The 24,595-nt window shown below is 37.5% G+C and carries 22 protein-coding genes; 15 read left to right on the top strand and 7 right to left on the bottom strand.

The window, feature by feature from the left end:
* The first annotated feature begins 127 nt into the window (after window positions 1-127).
* Window positions 128-1,864 (top strand): pyridoxal phosphate-dependent decarboxylase family protein, encoded by a 1,737-nt coding sequence (locus B6258_RS06055; protein ID WP_099074517.1) that lies wholly within the window; start codon window positions 128-130, stop codon window positions 1,862-1,864.
* A 169-nt stretch (window positions 1,865-2,033) separates the two neighbouring features.
* A complete protein-coding gene (locus tag B6258_RS06050; RefSeq protein WP_099074516.1) occupies window positions 2,034-2,435 on the top strand; it encodes a Rap1a family protein in 402 nt (133 codons plus the stop codon).
* Window positions 2,436-2,507: 72 nt separating this feature from the next.
* On the opposite strand, the gene B6258_RS06045 is transcribed toward B6258_RS06050, so the two are convergent.
* From B6258_RS06045 to B6258_RS06035, 3 genes are all read right to left on the bottom strand, one after another.
* Complete coding sequence (locus B6258_RS06045) at window positions 2,508-3,095, bottom strand: hypothetical protein (RefSeq protein ID WP_164996140.1); 588 nt, start codon at window positions 3,093-3,095, stop codon at window positions 2,508-2,510.
* A 354-nt stretch (window positions 3,096-3,449) separates the two neighbouring features.
* On the bottom strand, window positions 3,450-4,901 hold the full coding sequence (gene pyk / locus B6258_RS06040; RefSeq protein WP_099074514.1) for a pyruvate kinase: 1,452 nt from the start codon (window positions 4,899-4,901) through the stop codon (window positions 3,450-3,452).
* Between the two features lie 65 nt (window positions 4,902-4,966).
* A complete protein-coding gene (locus tag B6258_RS06035; RefSeq protein WP_099074513.1) occupies window positions 4,967-6,304 on the bottom strand; it encodes an MFS transporter in 1,338 nt (445 codons plus the stop codon).
* Between the two features lie 312 nt (window positions 6,305-6,616).
* Here B6258_RS06035 and B6258_RS06030 point away from each other — a divergent pair, with 312 nt between their 5' ends.
* The 10 genes from B6258_RS06030 (at window position 6,617) to B6258_RS05985 (ending at window position 19,174) form a co-directional block, all read left to right on the top strand.
* Window positions 6,617-7,906 (top strand): ABC transporter substrate-binding protein, encoded by a 1,290-nt coding sequence (locus B6258_RS06030; RefSeq protein ID WP_099074512.1) that lies wholly within the window; start codon window positions 6,617-6,619, stop codon window positions 7,904-7,906.
* 57 nt (window positions 7,907-7,963) lie between these two features.
* Entirely contained in the window at window positions 7,964-10,339 is a 2,376-nt protein-coding gene (locus B6258_RS06025) for an ATP-binding protein (protein ID WP_099074511.1), read from the top strand.
* Window positions 10,317-11,594, top strand: coding sequence for a sigma-54-dependent transcriptional regulator (locus B6258_RS06020; protein WP_099074510.1), 1,278 nt, complete (start codon window positions 10,317-10,319; stop codon window positions 11,592-11,594). Before B6258_RS06025 ends, B6258_RS06020 begins: the two co-directional genes overlap by 23 nt.
* 1,262 nt (window positions 11,595-12,856) lie before the next feature.
* Window positions 12,857-13,423, top strand: coding sequence for a fimbrial protein (locus B6258_RS06015; protein WP_099074509.1), 567 nt, complete (start codon window positions 12,857-12,859; stop codon window positions 13,421-13,423).
* A gap of 90 nt (window positions 13,424-13,513) precedes the next feature.
* The gene (locus tag B6258_RS06010) at window positions 13,514-16,009 is read left to right on the top strand and encodes a fimbria/pilus outer membrane usher protein (RefSeq protein WP_099074508.1); all 2,496 of its coding nucleotides are present in this window, start codon (window positions 13,514-13,516) and stop codon (window positions 16,007-16,009) included.
* 26 nt (window positions 16,010-16,035) lie between these two features.
* Window positions 16,036-16,782: a fimbria/pilus periplasmic chaperone gene (locus B6258_RS06005; protein WP_099074507.1), complete on the top strand. Its 747-nt coding sequence runs from the start codon at window positions 16,036-16,038 to the stop codon at window positions 16,780-16,782.
* Between the two features lie 4 nt (window positions 16,783-16,786).
* Window positions 16,787-17,272, top strand: coding sequence for a fimbrial protein (locus B6258_RS06000; RefSeq protein WP_099074506.1), 486 nt, complete (start codon window positions 16,787-16,789; stop codon window positions 17,270-17,272).
* A 16-nt stretch (window positions 17,273-17,288) separates the two neighbouring features.
* Window positions 17,289-17,780, top strand: a complete 492-nt coding sequence (locus B6258_RS05995) for a fimbrial protein (RefSeq protein ID WP_099074505.1) — start codon at window positions 17,289-17,291, stop codon at window positions 17,778-17,780.
* Entirely contained in the window at window positions 17,780-18,316 is a 537-nt protein-coding gene (locus B6258_RS05990) for a fimbrial protein (RefSeq protein ID WP_099074504.1), read from the top strand. Before B6258_RS05995 ends, B6258_RS05990 begins: the two co-directional genes overlap by 1 nt.
* A 6-nt stretch (window positions 18,317-18,322) precedes the next feature.
* Window positions 18,323-19,174 (top strand): MrpH family fimbial adhesin, encoded by an 852-nt coding sequence (locus tag B6258_RS05985; RefSeq protein WP_099074503.1) that lies wholly within the window; start codon window positions 18,323-18,325, stop codon window positions 19,172-19,174.
* A gap of 103 nt (window positions 19,175-19,277) precedes the next feature.
* Here the strand turns inward: B6258_RS05985 and dhaM are convergent, their stop codons facing one another.
* The 4 genes from dhaM to B6258_RS05965 all read right to left on the bottom strand — a co-directional run bounded on the left by dhaM (window position 19,278) and on the right by B6258_RS05965 (window position 23,015).
* Window positions 19,278-20,726: a dihydroxyacetone kinase phosphoryl donor subunit DhaM gene (gene dhaM / locus B6258_RS05980; protein WP_099074502.1), complete on the bottom strand. Its 1,449-nt coding sequence runs from the start codon at window positions 20,724-20,726 to the stop codon at window positions 19,278-19,280.
* Window positions 20,727-20,754: 28 nt separating this feature from the next.
* Window positions 20,755-21,387, bottom strand: a complete 633-nt coding sequence (gene dhaL / locus B6258_RS05975) for a dihydroxyacetone kinase subunit DhaL (RefSeq protein ID WP_099074501.1) — start codon at window positions 21,385-21,387, stop codon at window positions 20,755-20,757.
* Window positions 21,388-21,416: 29 nt separating this feature from the next.
* The gene (gene dhaK / locus B6258_RS05970) at window positions 21,417-22,481 is read right to left on the bottom strand and encodes a dihydroxyacetone kinase subunit DhaK (protein ID WP_099074500.1); all 1,065 of its coding nucleotides are present in this window, start codon (window positions 22,479-22,481) and stop codon (window positions 21,417-21,419) included.
* Window positions 22,482-22,754: 273 nt separating this feature from the next.
* Complete coding sequence (locus B6258_RS05965) at window positions 22,755-23,015, bottom strand: Ogr/Delta-like zinc finger protein (RefSeq protein WP_023582814.1); 261 nt, start codon at window positions 23,013-23,015, stop codon at window positions 22,755-22,757.
* Window positions 23,016-23,593: 578 nt separating this feature from the next.
* Here B6258_RS05965 and B6258_RS05960 point away from each other — a divergent pair.
* The 3 genes from B6258_RS05960 to B6258_RS05950 all read left to right on the top strand — a co-directional run bounded on the left by B6258_RS05960 (window position 23,594) and on the right by B6258_RS05950 (window position 24,574).
* Window positions 23,594-23,896: a phage holin family protein gene (locus B6258_RS05960; RefSeq protein WP_099074499.1), complete on the top strand. Its 303-nt coding sequence runs from the start codon at window positions 23,594-23,596 to the stop codon at window positions 23,894-23,896.
* A 74-nt stretch (window positions 23,897-23,970) separates the two neighbouring features.
* Entirely contained in the window at window positions 23,971-24,264 is a 294-nt protein-coding gene (locus B6258_RS18035; protein ID WP_099074498.1) for a hypothetical protein, read from the top strand.
* A 37-nt stretch (window positions 24,265-24,301) separates the two neighbouring features.
* The gene (locus B6258_RS05950) at window positions 24,302-24,574 is read left to right on the top strand and encodes a class I SAM-dependent methyltransferase (RefSeq protein WP_206073606.1); all 273 of its coding nucleotides are present in this window, start codon (window positions 24,302-24,304) and stop codon (window positions 24,572-24,574) included.
* Window positions 24,575-24,595 lie beyond the last annotated feature (21 nt).

Genomic DNA, 24,595 nt, shown 5'->3' with positions numbered 1-24,595 from the left:
TATTTATTGAATGACTTTCCATGTGATCCTCGTTATTGCATGGAACACTAACTAATTTAATAAGAAAATGTATAGTATTGCTATACGGTTTATTTAAGTTATTGTCGGTTTCTATTTGGAGAATATAGTGAAAAATCAAGATTTATTAGGTCTATCTTCTGCTAACATTCTAAATGCGGAATTTGAGAAGAAATACCACGACGTTATTGCTCACTTTTTCAGCCGAGATCCGAAGTATTGGCCGATATTTCAGGATAAAACCATTCAATCGATTACACAGTTTAGAAAAACAACGACTAATGATAATGACCAATTACAACGTTATTTTAATGGGCCACAATTATTTGAACGTTTAATGGCAGATACACAAATTCAGCAAAATATTAATTACCCTGAAAACGATCCTAATGAATTACTGATGTTAGTTTCAACGTTATGTAAAAACTGGGAAAACCCATTAGCTGTTGAAAACGTTATTGCAATGCCGAGTGATCCAGGTGTTTATGGTTCAATCTTAGGGTTAATGGGCAACCCTAACATGGTGTATTGTGAATATTCAGGTGTCGCTGATGCATTAGAAAAAGTGACGATTAAAAAAGTTGCTAAATTGGTTGGTTACGATCCGGAAGTTGCGTCAGGTGTGTTCACTCAAGGTGGCACCATGTGTAACTTATATGGTTATCTATTTGGTTTACGCAAATCTATGCCTAATTCTAAACATTTAGGTATGGCTGCAGATCAAGATTATCGCATCATTAACTCTCAAGGTGGTCACTACTCAAACATGACTAACCTTGCATTGTTAGGCGTTGATGTTGATAACAAGACCATTCGTATTAAAGTGTCTGAAGATAACACCATTAATTTAGAACACTTAGAGCGAGAATTAAGAGCCTGCTTTACTGTTAAGTGTAAAGTACCAACGATCATGTTAACCACAGGAACCACAGATACCTTTGGTGTTGATGATGTGAAAGGTGTTTGTGAGTTACGTGACCGTTTATGTGAAGAGTTCGAGATACCTGTTAAGCCACACGTACATGTTGATGCGGCTGTTGGTTGGCCGATCATTTTCTTTTTAGAATATGACTTTAGCAGTAACCCACTGGCAATTAACGATGTCACTTTGGAAGGGTTACGCCAGAATGTTGAGAAATTCAAACATCTGAAATATGCCGACTCTATTACAATCGACTTCCATAAATGGGGTTATGTACCTTATACCTCAAGTTTAGTGCTGGTGAAAAACGGCAATGATTTCGTCGCACTGGAAAACGATCCTGAAAACTTCACGTACTTTGAACATGAGTTAGAAGGGCAGACTCACTTACAATCCACGATTGAATGCACACGTAGTGGTGTGGGTATCTTTGGTGCTTATTCTGCAATGCACTATATGGGTATTGAGGGTTATCAAACCATTATTGCTCACTGTTTGCAAAACGCGAACTATATGCGCCATCAATTGTTAGAGATGGGTAATGCGAAAGTGATCGTGCCACAAAACCAAGGCCCAAGTGTTGGTTTTAAACTGTATGATCCAAACTTAGTGAAAGATCCTAACGTTGCTTTTGATTTAGAGCTAACATGTTCTACTGATAAAGAAGCGTATGATTTTATGGTTCATAACACACAGTGGCATAGAAAACTTTTCTTACAGCGAGGTAGAGAAGGGTTATTTACTAACTGGGTTGATTCTATTGCCTGTTCTAAATATGCAAAAAATAACCGTTACGTTTATCTTCCGGGTGAGAAAGCGGTATTTATGAACCCAAATACAGAGCGTGCGCATATTGATAATTTTATGAAGATTTTAACCCAGATGAGCCAAAATATGAGCTCAAAAAAGGCGGCAAAAATCTAATTAAATCCTTGTCTGATTAAATAAAACAAACTGTACTTTGATAGAGGAAACTCATATTAAGGTACAGTTTTTGTTTTATCTGAGAGTGACAAGTTATCTAAATGGGTTGTTCTTGTTGCCATTGCTGTGATAGTGATGAAAAGTGTCTATTGAATAAAGGGAAAGATGAATGAAAAAAAGAATGCTATTAAATATGCTATTGGGAGGTTTGCTGATATTTCCTTTCTATTCGCAAGCGATAACATTAAGTGCTTATCTTCAAGTAAAGCAGTTGTTAGCCCAAGATAATCCAGATAACAAACAATTAGAGGGTATAACACAAGCCTATTTTAATGGCATTGCAAATGGATTTAATTTTTATGCTGTTTCTGTCAAAATGAACAATGAACATACTGATTTTAAACCACTTTATTGTCCACCTAAAAAAGTGGAGCAAAATAGTGATTTTATGGTTGAACATATTGACGCTTATTTAAATAAATACCCTACAGTGAAGCAGAAACAAAAAGATGCACCCATAGAGTTAATTTATATTTTAGCACTACAAGATGCCTATCCTTGCGAGGCATGAAAATAAAAAGCAGTATAATAAAAAGTATGATTTTTATTCTTTTTTATTACGCTGCTTTTTTATTTAATGTTTTTATATATATTTAACAGATAATCCTTTTTTACTATTATCATTATAAATCTCTGTTCCACTTGAGCCTGATTCTTTATCTGAGGAAATAAGAACCTTTCTTCCTAAAATAGCGTTCATATAATTTCTTTCATATCTATCTGAACTGACTAAAGTGGGAGAACAAATGTTTTTGTTTGTATTAACATTTGTATATTTAACAGTGAAAACTTTTTTAGAGGTATCTCTCAATTCTTTGGCTGATAATTCACCGTAACTGACATTGATGAATGCAGGGGATGTTAACTGGTTGAATTCAACTTCAGAGTAATAGTCACCCTTTTTAGTGAGGTAGAAAAACTGTGTATCACTGATGAAATACTTTTCATTGACCCGTTTTGTATCGTCTTCCAAATTGGAACAAAATTTGTCGTAATCACCTAAGCCAAATTGATTTGAATAATATGCACAGCCATTCAAAATAAAAAGAGATGAAAATATTACTAGAAATCGTTTCATTTTTGCCATCACTTGGTTTGCTTCATATTTATAGGATAAGGGGGGGATATATTTTTTATTGGTTATCATTCGGAGTAAGATTCTATCGTTCAATGAAAAATCCATCAAACTATAAAATGATTAAGTATAAATAATTAAGATAATATATTAATCCGATGGTTTGTTTGTCATTTATCCACTATGAATTATCTATTTTCAATATATTTATCTGAATATAACTTGATGCGTTATTCGGTGTGTTCTTGTTATTGGAAAGATCATTTTAAAAAATGGTAGGGATGACGAGGAAAGGGATCTCATTGATTAATATTTATCAAAATAAAAAATAATTTTTCTTTTGATAAATAAAAATAGCCACAATCCTTGTGGCTAAAATGATTTGGTGTGCTCTTTTTCTTGTTATTTACTTCAGGTTGCCTCTCTCATAAGCCCCTTGATGGAAGACACTCAAGCCGTTGCTGCTTCAACTTGTTTTACAGGAACAAGATGACAACAATCGCTTTCACCGGTTTTTTCAAAGGTTGATAAACGAGTGATTAAGAGTGAATTCATGTCTGTTAATAATCCCTCTGTTTGCAGTCTTTGCATGATGCTTTCATCGCAGTCATGATTATTTTGACGTTGATAAGCCACAGGCGTTACACCACGTAATACCGTCAATTGACCTGCAAGTGCGGGATTATCTGTTAATGCATATACGTTATTGTTTGGCATAAAGCGTGACAATAAGGTCACTGATGTGCCATTTTCTGTTAATGCAGCAACGCTTAAATGCTTGTCGTCATGGAAAGCTGTTGTTGCAGCGGCTAGCGCGATCCAACGACCTGTTTGTGAATAGTAAGACGGTGATTGCCATGGGTTTTCAACATTAGCAGCAAAAGAGCGCTCAGCTCCTTCAGCTACACGAGCCATTGCACTGACGGCTTCCACGGGATATTTCCCTGCCGCAGTTTCAGCGGATAGCATCACGGCATCAGTACCATCACCCACTGCATTTGCGATATCCATGACTTCGGCACGGGTTGGCATTGGGCTTTCAATCATTGATTCCATCATTTGGGTTGCAGTGATAACAGGGCAGCCTAATGCACGACAACGTGCGATTAATTGCTTCTGAGCGCCCGGTAAGCTGGCATCACCGATTTCAATTGCTAAGTCGCCTCGTGCTACCATAATGACATCTGACGCTTTAATAATGTCATCCATATTGGCTTCACAAGAAACCACTTCTGCACGTTCTACTTTAGCCACGATTTTGGCATGACTTCCTGCGGCAATGACTAAACCACGGGCATATTCAATATCGGCACCATTACGTGGGAATGACACGGCGATATAATCTGCTTGAATAGCGGCTGCTGTGTGTATGTCTTGCTTGTCTTTTTCTGTTAATGCTGGAGCAGATAAACCACCACCGAGTAAATTAATGCCTTTGCGGTTGGAGAGTTTTCCACCGACAGTCACTTTGGTTTCAATTCTATTATTATCTACAGCACTGACTTGTAATTGAATATTACCGTCATCGAGTAACAGAATATTCCCTGGTGTGACTTCTTGAACAAGTTGTGGGTAATCCAAACCAACTTGTTGCTCATCGCCTAATGTGCTGTCTAAATCAGCATTTAGAATAAAGCTATCGCCTTGTTTTAATTGAATTGAATCATTTTTAAAGTTGGCAATACGAATTTTAGGGCCTTGCAGGTCAGCTAAGATCCCGATAAATACACGATGTTTTTCTGCGACCTGACGGATAGTTGCGGCAGTGGCTTGATGCTGTTCGCGAGTGCCATGTGAAAAGTTTAAACGAAATACGTTAGCGCCGGCTAAAATGAGCTTTTCAATCATCTGTTCTGAGCAGCTAGCAGGGCCAAGAGTCGCAACAATTTTTGTCTTACGCATAATGACATTCTCTTTTTAAAGAGGGATACCCAAAGGTATCCCTTGATGACAACTTAATTAATTCATTAATCCATGGTCACTTTTTTCGCATTCCAGACTAGCGTCGCTAAAATCATGGAAACGATGGCAGAACCAATCCAGAAGTACTGTACTGTGGTGAAGTCGTAGTGAGTGATATCGCCGACTTGAGTCACTTTAATGAGTGATGCTGAAATCAATTCTTGTGCTGATGCTGCAATGTAAGCGAACAGTCCGATAAAGCCTTTTACTGCACCTACTGCGTTTTTCGGCATTAGGTCACAAGCGGTTAAACCTGCTAAGAATACAACCAGACCACCCATTGCAAAACCAACCATACTTAATGCAACAGCATCCATAACACGGCTTTGTGGACCCCAGAACATCAGTGCAAAACCCGCGATGTTGGCGATACCATAAATGAGTGTTGGAATATGACGGTTAGCGTTAAACAGTTTGTCTGAAGCCATACCCGCTAAGATTGCGCCGAAGAAACCCGCGATTGGGTAAGTAGACATTGCGAAACCGGCATCAATCAGTGAGTAACCTTTTGAACCTTGTAGGTAAAGAACGGCCCATGAACTGATTGCGTAGCGAGAGATATACATAGCCGCACATGCTGCTGCGATGATCCACACTGTTGGTTGTTTTAATACAAATAACTGAGCACGACGTGTTTCTTTCGGATCACTTGATTTAACGGCTTCTGACTCTTCGCCATACGCGGTTGCTGGATCAGGTAAGCCATAAGTACGAGGACGGTCTTTTAAAATCATCAGTAAGATAATACCCGCAGCAATACCGGCGATACCTGCACCGATAAAACCTGCACGCCAGCCGAAGAAGCTCACTATGGTTGCAGTCAAGACCCACGTAATTGCCTCACCGATATTACGCGAGCCACCCCAGATGGAATAAACCGTACCGCGTTGTTTTGGTGAGAACCATTGGAAGATAGAGACACAAGAAGGTGCCGAACCGACAGATTGGAACCAACCGTTAATACCCCATAACAGGATAAAGAACAGGCTCGCTGTTGACATTCCCATGAAGATACAAACAAAGGAAGAGGCAATTAACGAGATGGACATAAAGCGTCCAATATTGGCATAATCTGACAAGAAGCCGTTAGAGAACTTACCAAATGCGTAGGTAAAGAAGAACGCAGAACCCATTAAACCGAGTTCAGCGGTGGTTACGATACCTGCATCCAGCATAGGTTTTTTCACCACACCGAGTGCCATACGAACCACATAGAACATGGCATAACCAAGAACAAGACCAAAGAAGACCTGCCATTGGTGCTTTTTATATATTGCGCGGATCTTTTCACTTGACGCTTCTATTAGCGGCAGATCCTTTCTGGTTTTAAAGAAACTTAGCATAGAGATGACTCCGAATATTATTCATGTCTGAAGCTGATTTTGGTTTTCAGAGCTGATGCTATTCATTTAGGTCATCTTGGCGCAAAAGAGGGAATTTGAGTCATCGATGACACATTCTGCTGAATCGGTGAGTCAAATTTGTAACATCGCTATTAGGCGTTGGTTTAAAAATGAGTGAAGATATCGTCGTATCATTGCTGTAAATGAGTCATTAAGGACTCATTAGCTCAAAATAATAAATATTGCTAAATATCAGAAGTTTGAAGTTCGACACATTTTTATGTTTATTCAAAACAAAACCAGGGGTATGTCATGAGAATAAAAATAACACTGAGCCTCGTCTGTTTATTGTTTAGTTGGCTGTTTATCACACCTGTGCGTAGTGATGAGCAGCCACTTGTTATACTGACGACACTTTCAGATACACCAATGCGACCACTTACAGAGGCTTTTAGTGCTCGTTATCCAGATACTAAGGTGCAAGTGGTTTATCGTCGCGTTGCGATTGCGACACGGATGATGAAACAATATCCTACACAGCCAGTTGATATTGTAATGTCGTCATCGGCTAACTTTTTTCATCATTTAGATAGAGAAGGGCTACTGGCGCGATTACCTGTAAATTATGAAACACCAAAATGGTTAACACGCCATAGTGATATCTTAAACGATAAAATAACCACGGTTGGCTATTCGGGTATTGGCATTATGAGTAATACGCAATACCTACAAAAACTCGGTATTCCGGCACCTAAAAGTTGGGTTGATTTAAGTGATCCGATTTACCAAGGGCACTTAACCATGACCACTCCGGCAAACTCCGGCACGATGCAATTGATGGTGGAAAATGTGCTGCAAGAGTATGGCTGGGAGCGAGGATGGCAGATCTTACTCGAAACCAGTGGTAACCTTTCCTCCATTTCGGCACGGAGTTCGCGTGTCAGTGATGCTATCGCCAGAGGCATTGTAGGTGCTGGACCCATTATTGATAACTATGCTTTTAACCATCAAAAGCGATTTGATTTTGTCGAATTTAGCTATTTTGATAAGTCGATTATTTTACCGGCATATGTCGCCATTGTTGCCGAAAGCAGTAAAAGAGACACAGCAGCCAAATTTATTGCCTTTCTTTTATCGGATGAAGGACAAGAGATCATCTATAAAAGTGATATGGCAAAGATCCCATTAAGCAAAGAGATCTTACGTAATAACGATGAACTCGCTAATAACACGGAATTTATTTTAAACAGCAATGAGGCTTATCGCCGTAGTGAAGTCGTTAATGCGTTATTTGATCAAATGATCACCCATAATTTTCCTTTAATGCGCCAAGTTTGGAATGATATCCACGAAGCAGAAAGACAGGAAAATAAAACGCCAGAACGTGTTTCTGCGATCAGCAAAGCGCGAAAAATAGCAAGTTCGGTGCTTATTAGTGAAAAAGAGGCAAATTCACCAACATTACAAGCATTATTTATGAAAGAAGCCGATCAGCGTGAATATTCTGATCAAGCCTTAGCGGTACTTTATCAATGGCGCACATTAGAAGCTGAAAAGCTTGAACAAGCACTGGTTTTATTGAAAGAGACAAAATCACCCTAACCGCCTTGTGGTTCAAATATACAGCAGGAAGCGCTGTTTTTATGAAAGGTATTACGGATGAAATTATTAGTGCCTAAGCAATTTGGCAAACTGGGTAGACGCCTGTATATGGCGTTTATTTTTAGTTCTTTACTCACCTTATTGATTGGTGTGGTTATCTTTTTTATGTGGGGAAAACTGGCGACACAAATTAATGCGTCAGTGGGAGAGTCTTTACCGATGTTAACCACCAGCTATAACATGGAACGTTATAGCACCAATTTACAAATGCTATTAAAAGAGCGAGAGCAAACACAGAGAAAATCGATTTCCGAGCAACAACAGCAGGAAATTCATCAGTTATTAGATAATTTGCGTGAGTTTCCTATTGAGCAAAAGCCACAGCGTGATTTTTATACTCAACTTGTTGATGAGTTATCGGCGCTTATTAATCAACAAGATGTGTTATTGGATAAACGGCGTGAACTAGAAAACCGCCTTGCCCAATTATTAGGGCAATTGGCGTGGATGCATGACGCTGTTGGCGAAGATATTAAACCGTTACTTAATGAAATTGAGTGGCATGTCAGCCAAATGCTCAATGAGAAGAATGTACAGGAAAATAGCCTACAACTCCTATTGGAATCAACGTTGTTACAAGAGTTGTTTACGACAGAAAATGAGTTAATTAGTTTAGTTGAAGAGATTGCTCACCAACGTTATAGCCGTGATATTGATGTCGCTTTTCATTATATCAGCGTTAAAATTGACGAAATTATCGCTTTAAATCAGAAGCTAAAAAGCTATCCATCGACTATTGCCCATCGTCAGGTATTACAAGAGATTATTGCGATCACCCGTTATGATGGTGATATCTACCAAACACTGATTGATGATGTAGATAACGAGAAAAAGCTCAAAGCATTAACCCCTGAATTGAATGAAAAATTATCACAATTTGATAATGCCGTAAGAGGCAATGTTTTTGCTACCAGTGAAGCATTAAATAAGCTTAATGATAATACCCGTAAGCTAATGGCAACGGGAAAAATCGTTATTGTTGTCATCATTATTGCATCACTATTGTTGAGTATTATTGTGATGAAAATCTTGATTGATAGAAGACTTATCGCAAGATTGAACAAACTCAGCGATGACTTAGCACATGTTGCCAAAGGTCATTTAACAGAGCCTGTATTGATTGACGGGCAAGATGAAATTGGTCTGTTAAGTCGGCGGCTTCGTCGATTTTGGCGTCAAATGAAAGAAGTTGAAGCCAGCAATGCGTTAAATCTTATTAATAACACCGATGCAAGTTTAATTACCTGCCACCACGATGGCAGAATGGAAACCGTTAATCCAAGTGCCGCGACATTATTAGGCACTGGGAAAGAACAAAGCAATAAACCACTCTGGTTACTGTTTAGTGGTGAGGCAAGCATCATGCTTAAAGCGCAATTTAGCGCAACCAGTCCGCTTTATCGTTTAGGGCAAAGTGAATGTACCATTCGAATGGTGAAAGCGGGTGAACCTCATTTCTTACAGTTTAATATTCGAGAATATCCGCATAAAGATGAACACAAATATATTGTGACTATCACGGATATTACGCGCCAAGAGATAAGTCGATTAGAACTTCAACGACTGGTGGCATTAAAAACACAAGATTTGCAGGATAAAAACCAGCAATTAAATGAAGAGATGTTGCGCCGTGAACAGGCACAAAAACATTTAATTCAGACACAAGAAGAGTTAGTACAAGCAGCTAAAATGGCGGTTGTTGGGCAGGCGATGACAAGCCTTGCCCATGAACTTAATCAGCCACTCTCTGCCATTAATACTTATCTGTACAGTGCAAAACTGACTATACAGATGGGAAAATATGATCAATTACCTGATTCTATCGAGCGTATTGAAAAGCTGTGTGCACGAATGAATCGAATCATTACTGCATTGCGTAATTTCTCACGTAAATCTTCATCTGAAATTAGCTTTGTTTCAGCACCATTAAAAGAGCTGGTGGATAGTGCGATGGTGCTGGTGGAGTCTCGTTCTAAACGAGAGCAGTGCATGATTACGAATAATATTCCTGATGAATTGACCATTTGTGCAGACCCGACACAAATTGAGCAAGTCTTGGTTAATTTGTTTGTTAATGCAATGGATGCGATTGCGGGGATTGGTGAAAGCCAAATCACCATTGATCTTTTATCTGTTGATCCTAAACGAAAATTAGTGGCGATCGCCGACAGTGGAAAAGGATTCAATTCAGAGGTTTTACCAAAACTATTTACCCCATTTACAACCACAAAAGATGTGGGGCTTGGGTTAGGGTTATCCATTTGCCGTTCAATTATGCAACGGTTTGGTTATGAAATTTACTTGGCCTCTACATTAAATGGTGGTGCCATGGTTGTTTTGGAGTTTACAGATGACACAATCACACATGCCTGATATCGACGTTTTATTAATTGATGACGATGAAGATATTCTTGAATCTTATCGTCATTTACTCAATCTTGCGGGAATGGTTGCTAGAGTCACCGACTCACCAGAAAAAGCATTAAACCTGTTAACATCAGAATGGCAAGGGGCTGTTGTGCTTGATATTTATATGCCAGCAATGAATGGCATGGAAGTATTGGAGCGTATTAAACAAATTGACTCTCGTATTCCCGTTATCATGATCACCGGGCATGGCGATATACCGTTAGCCGTAGAAGCGGTAAAAAAAGGGGCTTATGATTTTATTGAAAAACCGATTAATCCCCCTGTTTTCTTAGCGTTAGTGGCGAAGGCACATAAAGAGCGTCAATCCATTCTTTCTCTTAGAAATGCCATAATAAGCACCACACAAGAGCGATTAGTGGGAGACAGCGCGCAAATCACCGCGATCAGAGAACAAGTACAACAACTCGCTGATATCGATAAAGATTTAATGATAGAAGGTGAGATGGGAACAGGGCGTCATCTGCTTGCTCAACTATTACATGAATTAAGTCCGCATAGTGATAAAGCGATCCAAACCGTCGATTGCCAAAATTTAGCGGATATCAAACACGTTATTGCCCAAATTGAAGCGGATGAAGTCGGAACATTGATTTTACGTTCCCCTTATGATTTGTCATCAGAAGCACAACGCTGGTTAAGTTCTTATCTGTTAGATATGGAACGTCAAGGAAAGCGCCATTTTAGAACGATTGCGATTTTAGAAAATAATACTCAGCAACTGGTAACAGAAGGACGATTAATCCCAGAATTCTATTACTATTTTTCACAAATCACTTTTTCACTGCCTCCGTTAAGTGCAAGACGCCCAGATATTATTCCATTATTTAGAGCTTTCTTACGACAAAGCGCACAGCGGCTCGGTATTGCAGTACCCAAGATTGATCGTAATTACCTCGATATTTTAAAGCGTTACGATTGGCCGGGTAATATTCGTGAGTTACGAAATGTGGCCGAACTCTATGCGGTAGGCATTGTGAAAATGGTTGATAGTGAACAACATCGAGCTATTATCCCACCAGAAGGCCCTTTGGATAATCTTGTGGATGAATATGAGCGCCGATTAATTGAAGATGCGTTATATTTATTTGCAGGACGGGTCAGTGATGTGGCGGATTATTTGGGTATTCCACGTAAAAAGCTGTATTTACGAATGAAAAAGCATGATCTTGATAAAGATAGCTATAAACCAAAAGTGTGATTTACCCGCTATTCAATAACAAAGAAGCGCCATACTGGCGCTCTTTCACAATTTTCTTTTGTTGTTATTATATTTAATATTAAGTTTATTTTTTCTTTTATTTTACCTGTAATCGTAAAAAGATAGAGTTTATAATTTTTTATATGTTAATGGGTCTTGCTGTGGTTCAAAGCGCTATTATTTTCTTATTCAATATTTACACCTTTTGTTTGTAAAAATAGTGAGCTGTTTTAACTTTGCTTTTCTTAAAATCTTATTAATAGATAAATATAAAAATGAGATGTCTTTATTTGATGTTAATAATGGTGTTTTTCACATAACAGTTACGAGATATTATTGTCATCATTTTTTGATGAATATCATTTTTATTCGTCATAAAATAAATTTTACTCCATAATTGATTATGTTAAAAAGAGTACTCATTAAAAGAGTCTCATATTTACTTTGTATTTATAATTTATTTTAGCTCTTATTAAGAACAAATTAACGATATTTAAACATGTCATCATAATTAGATTGTCTAATTTTTAATTAAATTAGAGAATATAATTTAATTTTTCAATTAAGATGAATCCTACGTGTTTTTGTATATATATTGGGTTTATCGTATCAGCAAAATATAACTTTCCATGTTTTGATGTGTTTTCGTTATAAAAAACCAGTTAACTTTATTTATCTGGTTTTTATATTTTATTTACTCGATTTAAGTGTTAATAATGGCATCTTTATTTTTTATTAAGTAATAATATCTAATCTATATATTATTTTAGTTTAAAAGACTAAAGCTGCTCATTTAAAGAATTGTTTCATTTGATAACTATCCTTTGATTTCACTAAGAGCATCATTTTTTGACTTTTGACTTAATTTGCGCCTTTTGCGAGTATTTAATTGCTAAACAAGTAAAAGAACATAATTTAAATTGTTTTTTTACTTTGATTTTTACTCTTACTTTCTGATTAAAGCTTATTACTTATTTATATGTCTAATTAAGATGTTTTTATTAATTAAGGAACTTAATTTCTAAAATATTTAAAAGTGACGTTTAAAAAAGTTAATACGATTAATTTATTCCATAAATTAATTTGAATATGAATGCAAAAGGACGCATTCGTAGGATATCCCCTATCTTGGTTTTATCAATCAATATCAATGGATCTGTGAATTTTAAGTTGTAGAAAGGCGGTGAGGTTTTATTACCTATCGCTTATTTAGTCAGAAACCAAGAAATATCACTATCTTTATTGTGTATAAAGGAAATTTTATGAAATTTACTAAATTAGCTTTAGGTGTTGCGTTATCTTTAGTTGTTGCTGCTCCTAGCTTTGCAGCAGATCCCGCGGAAAGCAGTGAAGGTAAAGTCCGTTTTACGGGCTTTATCAATGATGTTCCATGTTCAATCGATGACAAAAGTTTAGATCAAACTGTTAAGTTTGGTGAAATTGCATTGCATGAACTGACTAGCAATAAATTCCGTTCAGATAGCGAAAACTTCGATATTATCCTGAAAAACTGCTCAACTGAAACTTACAAAACTGCAAAAGTATCATTCACGGGAGCAACTGTAAGTGGTTTTGACGGTTATACCGGCGAATTACTGGGCTTAGGTGGCAAAGTACAAAACGCGGGTATCGTTATCACTGACCGTGGTAATAATCCAATTACTTTTGGCCAAGGTTTCCCAGTAGCAGGTCACGCTTTAAATAATGGCGACGGCTCTGTTACAACATTGCAGTTCTCAGCTTACGTGAAAGGTAATGAAGCTGCTGATAAGAAAGCAACAACGGGTTCTTTCGACACAGTAGCTAACTTCAAAGTTATCTACGAATAATTGTTGTTTTTATAAGATGTGTGGCGCTTAGGCGCCATGCATCTCATCAATATTGTCTTCTGTTAATAATGCTGAGGATGGCATAGCAAAATGAAAAGCATGAAAATAAATAAGATCACAAAAGTAATGCTTTTATTCTTTGTTCCTTTTTCGTTGCCTGTTTTTGCAGAAGAAGCAGTAGATTTTAATACCGATTTCTTAACAGATAAGGGTATTGAAAATACCGATTTTACTAAATTCTCTTACGCAAACTATATTCAGCCGGGCACTCATTTACTTGCGACCGACGTTAATAAACAAAGAGTAAGAAACGAAGAACCTACTTTATTTTTTGCCCCAGATTATAACGCAGAATTATCTATTCCTTGTATCACCCCAGAGGTTTATCCCATTTTAGGTTTAAAGTCTGAATGGGAAAAAAAAGTCACTTGGTTAACCAACAATAATACCCAGTGCCTTGATTTTCGTTCTGTTCCTAATATGAATGCAGTGGGTGATCTCTATACTGGTATTTTAAATATCAGCGTTCCTCAAGCTTTTATGGAATATCAAGATCCTAGTTGGGATCCGCCGTCACGTTGGGATGATGGTATTGCCGGATTTTTTCTTGATTACAATATGAGTAATCGCCTTATTCGATATGAAAACAACGGCAAAGGTACTGAAACGGGAACCAATATTAGTGGTGTAATGGGCATTAATATGGGGGCTTGGCGTTTTCGTTCTGATTGGCAAGCCTCTGGCGGTAATTTAAATAGCGAAGATAAATCATGGCGCTGGAACCAGCTTTATCTTTTTCGTGCTATTCGCTCTTTAGGTGCAAAATTAACGTTAGGTGAACAATATCTTTCATCTGAGCTTTTTGATAGTTTCCGTTATCTTGGTGCTTCATTAGAAAGTGACAATGCGATGATCCCACCGCGTTTACAAGGCTATGCACCTGAAATTGCGGGAGTCGCAAGAACTAACGCCACGGTTATTGTGCGTCAAGATGGTCGTATTGTTTATCAAAATGAAGTCAGTCCAGGGCCGTTTCGAATTCAAGACGTCAATACATTTGGCGGCGGTACTTTAGATGTTTCTATTGAAGAACAAGACGGTTCTGTTCAAACATTTAAAGTGGAAACCTCTCGTTTAGGCACGCTGACAAGACCCGGACAGTTTTTATATAAGTTGGTGATGGGGAAGCCAACTAAGAATGAACATGATACTGAAGGCCCCGCATTTTCATTAGGCTCTTTTTCATGGGGGGCTGCGAATAACACCACAATTTATGGCGGATTATTAGCCTCAACAGAATATCAAAATGTTGCTTTAGGTTTAGGGCAAGATTTAGCCCCATTTGGGGTGCTCTCTTTTAATATTTCAGCCTCAAGGGCTGAGATGGGCAGTAACTTTGACGATAAAACCTTATCTGGTACTTCTTATAATGTTACCTACTCAAAGCAATTTGATGAAATAAACAGTCAGATTACGTTTGCGGGCTATCGCTTCTCTCAACGTGATTATTTAAGTATGACTCAGTTTTTAGATGGTCGTTATCGAGGGCTCCATATTGACAGTGGTAAAGAACTCTATACCGCAATCTTTGGTACGGCTTTCCCTGAATATAATATCAATACGTATTTAAACTATTCTCGCCAAACGTATTGGAATAGACCTTCAACAGATAATTATAGCTTTACGATTTCCAGTTATTTTGATTGGGCTAATTTTAAAAATTTATCCGTTAACTTATCTGCTTATAAAGTGGAATCGAGCTATAACAATGACGAAGGTGTTTATGTGTCATTAGGCGTACCACTAGAGCGTAATGAAGCCAATATTAGTTATTCGGGATCATTTAATCGTCATAATACGAGTAATTCTGTTAACTATTATGAACGCATTAATGAGCGTAGTACGTATAACTTATCTGCGGGTACTTGGGATAGCGATAAAGTTAATCTTTCTGGTTTTTATAACTATGACGGTAATTTAGCAAAACTGACTACCAGTGGAACTTATACCCAAAATAATCAAAGTGCATTATCGATGCAATTAATGGGCGGAATAACGCTAACGCCAGAAGGGGGAGCACTCCACCGAGTCACTTCAATGGGAAATTCACGCATATTGGTTGATACCAATAATGTTGAAGATATTCCGATTAAAACAGGTTTAACGCCAATTGAAACCAACCAGTATGGTAAAGCGGTTTTAATGGGTGTGCAAAACTACTCTCGTAGCAATATCACTATCGATATTAATAATCTTCCTGAAAAAGCAGATGCCATCCAATCGTCACAATATGCCACCTTAACCGAAGGGGCGATTGGTTATCGTAAATTTAATGTGATTGAAGGTGAGAAAGTCTTAGCAGTGATCACGATGGCTGATAAGAAATATCCTCCTTTTGGCGCCAGTGTTTATAACAAAGATAAATTAGAAGTTGGCATTATTTCAGACGAAGGTTTTGTTTATTTATCGGGTGTAAAAGCAGGTGAAACTTTAGATCTTGCTTGGAATGGCGAAACTTGCCAATTCCAATTACCCCAAGTACTAGAAAATAATTTAAGCAACATGTTGTTGCTTCCTTGTAAGTAATTAAATTTAAGTCAACGGTGAATGAAATGAAATATATCAACATAAGAACATTGGGCGCTATCGTTACACTTTGCCTTTTTTCTCAATCCGCTTATTCCGCTATCGCATTAGATAGAACTCGCGTTTTATATAATGAAGGTGAGCGCTCAGTCAGTATGATTTTAGAAAATGAAAATGAGTCTAAACCTTATTTAGCACAGTCTTGGCTTGAGAATAGTAAAGATGAAAAAATTAATTCTCCTTTTGTGGTAACACCGCCAGTTCAACGTATCGAAGCCGGTAACAAAAGCCAAATTAAAATACAGGCATTACCAGCAACAAATATGTTGCCCACAGACAGAGAAAGTATTTATTACCTTAATGTTCGTGAAATTCCTCCGCGCAGTGATTCTCCTAATGTTTTGCAAATTGCATTACAGACAAAAATTAAAGTGTTTTATCGACCAAAAAGCATTGTTGCACCTAGCCGTTTAGAGGCTAATCCAATGGAAAAAGACATTGTGATTGAAAAACAGGGTGGCGATTACAATGTGAAAAATCCTTCACCTTATTATCTGACTATCACTAAAGTTAGAAAAAATAATACAGAGGTTAATGGTTTTGAGGCCGTGATGATTGAGCCTTTTGGCCAACGGCCATTAGGGACAAAAGTGGGGGATTTAGGTGTAGCTCCTGCTATTGAATATCTCAATGATTTCGGTGGATTAGTTGAATTAACATTCCAATGCCGTGGAGATATTTGTTCAGCAAATATCAAAGATAAGAAGGCGTAATATTATGCTTATATTCCGAGGTGTAATACTTTTTCTTTGTATGAGTTTTCTTGCTCCTTCTGTATGGGCTGTTTCTGGCTTTTTAAGAGTGACGGTGAGCGGGAGTGTGGAGTCTCGTCCTTGTAAGATTAACGATGGTAAACCTATCGAAGTCAACTTTAATGATGTGATGACCACAAGAATAGAAAACGAAAATTATAAACAAAAAATGGATTACACCTTGGATTGTAAAACAACAGGTGATCCAAGTATGTCGCTGAAATTTACGGGTGATGGCGCCGGATTTGATACACGCTATTTAAAAACAAGTGTGACAGATTTAGGGGTGTTATTTAAAACGACTGATACCAATATTTATATGACAACACCATTTAAGTTTAACTATAACACTAAGCCTGAACTTTATGCTGTACTCGTGAAAAAAAGTGGCGCCACGCTACCAACGGGCTCCTTTACGGCAACTGCAACTATGCAGGTTTATTACAACTAACAGAGGAATAAACAACATGCGTTATTATCCATTCCTCATTATGTTATTTTTATTTTCTGTATTTTCTTCACCCAGTTTGGCAAAAGATAATGAAACACAAGTACTGATTAAAGGTAATTTATTAACTCCCCCTCCTTGTAAAGTGAATGATGGCAATATGATTGAGGTGAACTTTGGTCCCGTAGCCATAAAAACGATAAAGGGCTATGACCAAAAAAGAGAAATTAATTACCAAATTACTTGTGAAGAAAATTTAAATAACTGGAATATGTATTTATCGATTGATGGTAATAAAAGTAGCTTCGATCCTAATGGGTTGAGAACTAATATTAATGAATTAACCGTAAAATTTATGATGGGTGATTCTATTATTGATTTAAATAAAAAGTATTCGGTTAATTTAAATAACCCAGAAAAAATTTGGGCCGTATTGGTGAAAAAAGAAAATAGTGAACTGGTTCCGGGTAATTTTACCGCTGGTGGTACATTATTTGTGGAGTATCAATAATGAATAAATTGACCTTATATCGAGCTATTATTGGCAGTTGTTTATTATTGTCTTCTTCTGTTTTTTCTGCTGAAAACATGCATATTTTCGGTTCATTAATTATAGCGCCTTGTAAAGTTTTGCCTGAGCATTCTCAAATCGATATTGTTTTTGATGAAATTCGCTTGGATGATATTTATAAAAGTTATTTTGAATTCGAGAAAAAGGATTTCAAAATTGTTTTATCAGAGTGTGATATCTCTATTGCCAAGCAAGTGAAAATCAAGTTTGAAGGGGCAACTCATAATGAACTTACCGGATTATTAGCATTAGACGATAGCGCTAATAACTCTGATTTAGGAATAAAAATTATCACTAAAGAAGGTATCCCTGTGAGCTTAGGGAATTACACCAGCTTATATAATATTCCTAATAATGGGCATTTTGAGCTGAGCTTTATTGCCTCTTTGCAGGCAACAGCAAAAGCCATTGCAAACAAATCAATTAAACCGGGGCATTTTTCTGCTACCGCCGTGTTTTCTCTGAAATATGAGTAAAAGACAATGAAAAAAATACAGAAAATTTTAAAATTATTGATTGTTATCTGTGGATTTTCCTTATTTAGCGCTCACGCAACGTACTTTACTTATATTACCAAATCAGGTGTTTCTCCCGACAAGGATACTGATATACGTTATAACTTTGTTATGGAATATTGGACAGAGATGGGATTTACCTCAAATCCTTGTAAAACTTTAGGTTTTAATGGGCGATGTTATATTCAAATAAATCACTTCCACAGCCTACCAGATAAAGGGGGAACAGGAACAGAACGTCGAGTGCCATGGCGTTGTAGCGTTGATTTACAAAACTTGAGTAGTATGGCCGAGATACGTGATGTTGCAATGAATCAATGTGATTTATCACTTCCTTTTGTTGGTTTTAGTGATCACCTTGGAAAACCTAAGGTTGATGAATGTATTGCTTTTTTTATGACGAATAGTCCAACGGGAGGCGGAGGAAGAATGGTACCTGGTGGCGTATGTGGTATTGCTCCACCGCCTGAAGGTAAATGTGCATTTATTTCTAATAATCTTACTATTTCACATGGTGTACTTGATGTGACACAAGTTAATGGTAATGAGGCGGAAGAACAATTTGCGCTCACTTGTAATGAAACGATGCCAGTAAAAATCACCAGTTCAATGGAAGATCATTTTTTAAACTTAAAACCAGATGGTAGCATCCGTTCTTTTTTAATGTTAAATGGTTCACCAGCATCAATTGGCACACAGGTTGACGCAATCAAGGATGAATACACCTATGTGAGAGTTAAGTCAAAACTTCAAGCTAATGGCACCCCCTCATTAGGTAATTTTAGTGGTGCAACAACATTGGTATTATCAATACCTTAATAATTATAAGAGTCAATAATGACCTATTATCGATAGTGTTTTTCGTTGACTTACCCGCACATCATTGTGCGGGTTTTTTTATGCGGTGAATTTGAAAAGAGGTTTATAGTGTTATTGGTTCAATAACTAATTCGCTCTTATTGGTATCTAATTTTAACTTTTGGGATCCCGTGACTTTTAATAGTGCGGATCCTAAATTGACTAACATAGGTAAGCGCATTTCAGCTGCGATAATGGCGCAGTGAGAGCGACTATCACCTTTTGCTAAAGCAATACCGACCAATTGACTATCAACTAATTGAATTAATGTAGAAGGAAAAAGTTCTTTTGCGACCAGAATAGCGGGTTGTGAAGGGGGAACGCTTGAACGAGTTTTATCTTGTAAATGATAAAGCACTTGATTACGTAGATCACGAATATCGAGTTCACGCGCGCGTAAATAGGGATCGGTGAGTGCACAATACAACTGTGTTCTTTCTTGCATTTCATCCGACCAACTTTGCTGGGCACTGATCTTCTCTTCTTTAATACGATCAATCACGCTAGTTATTAACTCATCATCATCTAACATCATGATATGGCCGTTAAAAATAGCACCAATATGCTCACCTAATTTTTGGCTAGCTTTATTGGCATTCTGTTTTAGTGCTTTTAGCGTACTTTTTATTGCAAAATTAAGTTTGCCAATTTCAGCATTAATATCAATCGGTTCAGATAAGTTTTTGACAGGTGAGAGTTCGATTTCATGCCACACAAAAGCCGGTGCTTTAATTTGTGATACAGGGGCTAAAGTTCCTTTTAATGTTATGGTATTAGAATCAGAAGGTAGCTCTTCACCAAAGCCATTTCGGGCAAGTTCAAGAAACGCCGCAATAGCCTCATCTTCTTGTTCACCAGAGGCAATTAGCGTTATTTCATCACCTTGACGAATTTGTATGAGTGAAAGTTGGTTTAAGCTAAGGGGATTTATTCGTCTATCGCCTTTTACAAGTTGATAATCAGCCTGAAAAGTAGAAAGTACCTCAACTAAAGTTGCGGCTGGTCTTACGTGTAAACCATGAGGATTACGAATGACCCAACTTGCCTCTTTACCGTGAATTTTGACGGGGGCATTAATATCATTTTTAGGTTGAACGAAATTTTCACCAAGTTGGATTTTTTTTGGATATAAAGAAGTTGAAGCTTCTTCAAGCACTTTTTCTAGAGATGCCCCTGAAGATGCTGCTACAACTGCAGCAAGTGTACCTTCAACTAAAGGGGCTGAGCAGAGGGTGACTTTCTCAGCTAGCTCTGGATCAAGTAACTCAATCGCAGTTTCTGCACTTAATATTGCACTACCTAAATCCATCATCACAACAATAGATTGTGCTTGTGAAAGCGATTCTATCGCCGTCATAATTTTAACGGCATCAGTACCAATCGCATGTTCTTCATCGTCGATACCTGCGGCAACCGCAAGCTGGCAATAAGTCGGATTAAGCATCTGACTGGCAAGTTCTGCCACACCATCAGCGAGATGTTTACTATGAGAAACAATAACAATATTTATCATGGTAGACCTTTATTGGTTGCTTAGTCAGTTATGCATTAATGCTATTTGCAAGGGCTTGTATCATCAGTACGACAGAGGCACTGCCAGGATCTTTATGTCCGATACTGCGCTCACCTAAGTAGCTTGCTCGTCCTTTTCGGGCTTGCATCGGAATGGTGTTTTCAGCGGCTTTTTCAGCGACAATTTGTGCTTGAGTGAGGGCTTCTTTGATAGAGAGATTTTGTTCATTAGCGTGTTTTAATGACTCAACCACAGGCCACCAAACATCACACATGGTTTTGTCATTTGGCTCTGCTTTTCCTCGGCTTACAATGCCTTCTACACCTTCAGTTATCATTTCAACAAGCTGATTAAGTTCTAGAGTTTGCAATGAAGCAGTTGGTTTGGCTGCATGAATAAAGAAGGTACCAAATAAAGGGCCACTTGCTCCGCCAATATTTGAGAGCAATGTCATCCCCGTGGTTTTTAGGATAGTACCAATATCTTGAGCTTCAAATTCAGGTAGTTTTTCCTGCACTTTTCTAAAGCCACGGTTCATATTTAAACCGTGGTCAGCATCACCAATTTCACGATCTAAATCCGTTAAATAATCACTATTTTGTTCAAACAGTAGTGCACATTGTTGTAACCAAAGAATAATTTGAGCGTGAGTTAAAGCCATTTTTTGTTCCTTCTCTTGTTATTAAAGACTTATTTCACCATCGCTGGTGTATTCACAGGGGCATCCCATAAGGTAAGTAATTCGTTATCAACCTTTAATAACGTTATTGAGATCCCTGACATATCAAGCGAAGTACAATAAGAACCAATTAAAGAACGTTCGATGGTTAAGCCAAATTTTTCACAGCATTGCGTTAAACGGTTATAAACACCATAAAGTTCAGATTGTGGTGTGGCCCCAAGGTTATTAACTAAAACAATGACGCGATCGCCAGATCTTAACGGCTGTTTTTCCTGTTCATCCTCGATCCAAGTGCCGTTTTCACGATCCCAATTGCGGATCACTCGTTGATAGTGACCATTCTCAATTAAGGTATTAAACATGGCATCAACAGTATCATTGAGGGACGTAAATTTACGGCGATCAATACCCGGTTCACCATGAATACCGACACCAAACTCCATTTTATTTTCTGGTAAAGTAAAAGAAGGTTTTCCTGCGGCAGGAACTGTACAGGCTTCTAAGGCAATACCGATAGAAAAACCATTGTTATTAATGTGATGACCTAATTTAACGAGTTCATCAAGAGAGTCGCCTCTTTCAGCCGCCGCACCCAGTAGTTTTTCTATTAAAACGGTATTGGCAACACCACGGCGTCCTGCGGTATATAAGCTATCTTTCACAGCCACATCATCATCAACTAATACTGTTGCAATTTTTACACCATCGTCATGAAGCAGTTCTGTCGCCGTTTCAAAGTTAAGCACATCACCAGTGTAGTTTTTCACGATCATTAAAACACCTTCACCGCTATCAATCTCTTTGGCGCAGTCATACATTTTATCGGGTGTTGGTGACGTAAATATTTCACCCGGACATGCACCATCAAGCATTCCTTTACCTACAAAACCCGCATGCATGGGTTCATGTCCGCTACCACCGCCGGATAATAGAGCCACTTTACCTTTTACTGGAGCATCTTTTCGCGTGACATAAAAAGAGGAAGGATGAAGTTTGATTTCAGGATGGGCTTTTGCAAAGCCTTGTAGTTGTTCAGATAACACATCATCAACTCGATTAATCAGCTTTTTCATCTTAAATGCTCCATTTGAAATTTGTGTTTAGTCTTCAAACCAGAAATAAGATTTCTGGTTTGGGGGGCTGACAAATTATTTATTAAAGGATTGGCAAACACGGTATCGATAGGCGGTGTTTGTTTTATTTAAAACATAAGAATTATTTTTGTTTAGCTTAAAAATGAATCTACATCATTTATCTTTCTATAAGAATAGGTTAGTCAAATAACCTGTCAGAATGGGAGCAAGATCATAAAAATAAATGAAAAAGAGAGTGTCTCTTGGAGAGAGTTACATACCTTGTAAAAGAGTCAGCGCTTTCTCTCGTTGTTCTGGAGAAAGATTTTTAATCACATCTAATAATAACGTATCTTTGTTTTTTGCGCTTGGCATAAGGGTGTGGCTAAACGTGAGGTTTAAAACGAAGGTATGTCCGCATTCAGGATCACGACAAGCACAATAGAGATCGGATAACTCTTTGTGTTTGCGATTACTTTTCTTTATAAGCGCTTTTTCACCACATTCAGGACAAAAAATAGTTAAGACTCGCATATCATTTTTCTCTTTACCAAAGGCTATCAGATACCATCTATATTAGCTTAAATTTGTATTATAACCAGCCTATTTATTGTTTTTTATATAAATCTTTGTTTTAAGGTTATTTAAAGGCATTTTAAACAAGTTTATTTGTTTTATTTGATGTGAATAGTTCGGTTATTGTCGGTTAAGACTGGATAACCGACAATAACCGAACAAACTTGCTAGCCTGAAATACAAACTTTGTAGATAATAGCTTCACGTTAAATCATACGGAGATAAACAACATATTGAATTTATTGTTTATTATTTTTTGTTGATTTTCAGTGTGAGTAGAAAGCAATAGACAAGGATGTCTATTACAAGTTAACAAGGAAGTTAGCAGTAATATAACTGAATCGCTTGTTGTTTACCGCAAATGGATGTTGCGCATAGTTGAAATAAAAGGAACTTACGTTATCTCAATCGGGAATTTACTCAGTTACACAGGGTCGTGGTTTACTGCTAATTCTTTACAGATTATCTGATGAATGTTGGGAGGTGAGGGTTCTTTTTACGGTTAAAGAAAATGTAATCAGAGATGAGGTGTATTCATGGATGAATATGACAGCACATTGATATCGTTAGTGATAGTGGGCGCTTTTATTGCATTAGGGAAGATGCTCGTTGCGAATGAAACAATTACATTAAGATTGTTTATTGGCAAAATTATTTTAGGCTCTGCGGTTTCTGTTGTTGCTGGCGCACTGCTTATTTTATGGCCTGGAATTGATTCTGTCGCAGTAATGGGAATAGGCTCAGCGCTCGGTATTGTGGGTTATCAGTTAGTCGAAATCTGGTTACGTAAACGAGGTAATCAATTTTTTTCAGGGAAAGAAAAAGAGGATACCAAGTAAAAAGTGCAACACGTTTTCATCATAATAAAAGTCGATAAAGTCAGTTTTATCTCGAATGACTAAGGAGTTAGGTCATGTTCAACACACAAGCGTTATATGCATGGATTGCACTACTGGCGTTTAGTTTGGGTTGGATTGCTCAAGGATGGCATCGAGATAATTTAGCGTTAGAACAACGGATGTTAATAACGGCAATCGAAGATCAAGCAAACATGGATGCTTGCCTTGATCTTCAACTTTTTCCTTCAGATATTTGTCTGGATCATGTATCAGAAATAAAATCATTTTTTCCTTTATTACAACATCAGTACAATCAAGATAGAATTAAACGGTTTTCAGTGAAAAGCATGGCTGAATATTATTCATGAATATTGCGGTTAACAAGGTGAATTAAAGCTACTCGATGTGGGAACGGGGCTCGATTTTTTCTCTATCATTATGGCGAAAGCTGGGCATAAAGTCACCGCAATAGATTGTACTGATGCGATGCTCAATTACCGTAAAAGCATGCCAATGTGCCAAAAAACTAGACCGCAATGGGATCTTGATACACTCGTTGCCCGAGGTTATTCAGAACTGACTTGTTTAACCAATATTAACGAGCGAGTGTATGATGAAAAACGTAAATTCCTTTATCGCTCAACCCCAATGTTTATGATTGCTGCAACTAAACCGTAAATAAATATAGTGTATTCAGCT

Origin of the sequence: Proteus alimentorum (assembly GCF_002607735.1) — a bacterium.
Lineage (GTDB): Bacteria > Pseudomonadota > Gammaproteobacteria > Enterobacterales > Enterobacteriaceae > Proteus > Proteus alimentorum.
Note: the sequence above shows the minus strand (reverse complement) of the source record. Positions and strands in the feature narration are given on the sequence as shown.

What these genes read in the sequence shown, in the direction of transcription:
- B6258_RS06050 (WP_099074516.1), top strand. Translation starts at nt 2,034, where the DNA reads ATGAAAAAAAGAATGCTATTAAATATGCTATTGGGAGGTTTGCTGATA.
- pyk (WP_099074514.1), bottom strand. Translation starts at nt 4,901, where the DNA reads ATGCGTAAGACAAAAATTGTTGCGACTCTTGGCCCTGCTAGCTGCTCA.
- B6258_RS06035 (WP_099074513.1), bottom strand. Translation starts at nt 6,304, where the DNA reads ATGCTAAGTTTCTTTAAAACCAGAAAGGATCTGCCGCTAATAGAAGCG.
- B6258_RS06030 (WP_099074512.1), top strand. Translation starts at nt 6,617, where the DNA reads ATGAGAATAAAAATAACACTGAGCCTCGTCTGTTTATTGTTTAGTTGG.
- B6258_RS06025 (WP_099074511.1), top strand. Translation starts at nt 7,964, where the DNA reads ATGAAATTATTAGTGCCTAAGCAATTTGGCAAACTGGGTAGACGCCTG.
- B6258_RS06020 (WP_099074510.1), top strand. Translation starts at nt 10,317, where the DNA reads ATGACACAATCACACATGCCTGATATCGACGTTTTATTAATTGATGAC.
- B6258_RS06015 (WP_099074509.1), top strand. Translation starts at nt 12,857, where the DNA reads ATGAAATTTACTAAATTAGCTTTAGGTGTTGCGTTATCTTTAGTTGTT.
- B6258_RS06010 (WP_099074508.1), top strand. Translation starts at nt 13,514, where the DNA reads ATGAAAAGCATGAAAATAAATAAGATCACAAAAGTAATGCTTTTATTC.
- B6258_RS06005 (WP_099074507.1), top strand. Translation starts at nt 16,036, where the DNA reads ATGAAATATATCAACATAAGAACATTGGGCGCTATCGTTACACTTTGC.
- B6258_RS06000 (WP_099074506.1), top strand. Translation starts at nt 16,787, where the DNA reads ATGCTTATATTCCGAGGTGTAATACTTTTTCTTTGTATGAGTTTTCTT.
- B6258_RS05995 (WP_099074505.1), top strand. Translation starts at nt 17,289, where the DNA reads ATGCGTTATTATCCATTCCTCATTATGTTATTTTTATTTTCTGTATTT.
- B6258_RS05990 (WP_099074504.1), top strand. Translation starts at nt 17,780, where the DNA reads ATGAATAAATTGACCTTATATCGAGCTATTATTGGCAGTTGTTTATTA.
- B6258_RS05985 (WP_099074503.1), top strand. Translation starts at nt 18,323, where the DNA reads ATGAAAAAAATACAGAAAATTTTAAAATTATTGATTGTTATCTGTGGA.
- dhaM (WP_099074502.1), bottom strand. Translation starts at nt 20,726, where the DNA reads ATGATAAATATTGTTATTGTTTCTCATAGTAAACATCTCGCTGATGGT.
- dhaL (WP_099074501.1), bottom strand. Translation starts at nt 21,387, where the DNA reads ATGGCTTTAACTCACGCTCAAATTATTCTTTGGTTACAACAATGTGCA.
- dhaK (WP_099074500.1), bottom strand. Translation starts at nt 22,481, where the DNA reads ATGAAAAAGCTGATTAATCGAGTTGATGATGTGTTATCTGAACAACTA.
- B6258_RS05965 (WP_023582814.1), bottom strand. Translation starts at nt 23,015, where the DNA reads ATGCGAGTCTTAACTATTTTTTGTCCTGAATGTGGTGAAAAAGCGCTT.
- B6258_RS05960 (WP_099074499.1), top strand. Translation starts at nt 23,594, where the DNA reads ATGGATGAATATGACAGCACATTGATATCGTTAGTGATAGTGGGCGCT.
- B6258_RS18035 (WP_099074498.1), top strand. Translation starts at nt 23,971, where the DNA reads ATGTTCAACACACAAGCGTTATATGCATGGATTGCACTACTGGCGTTT.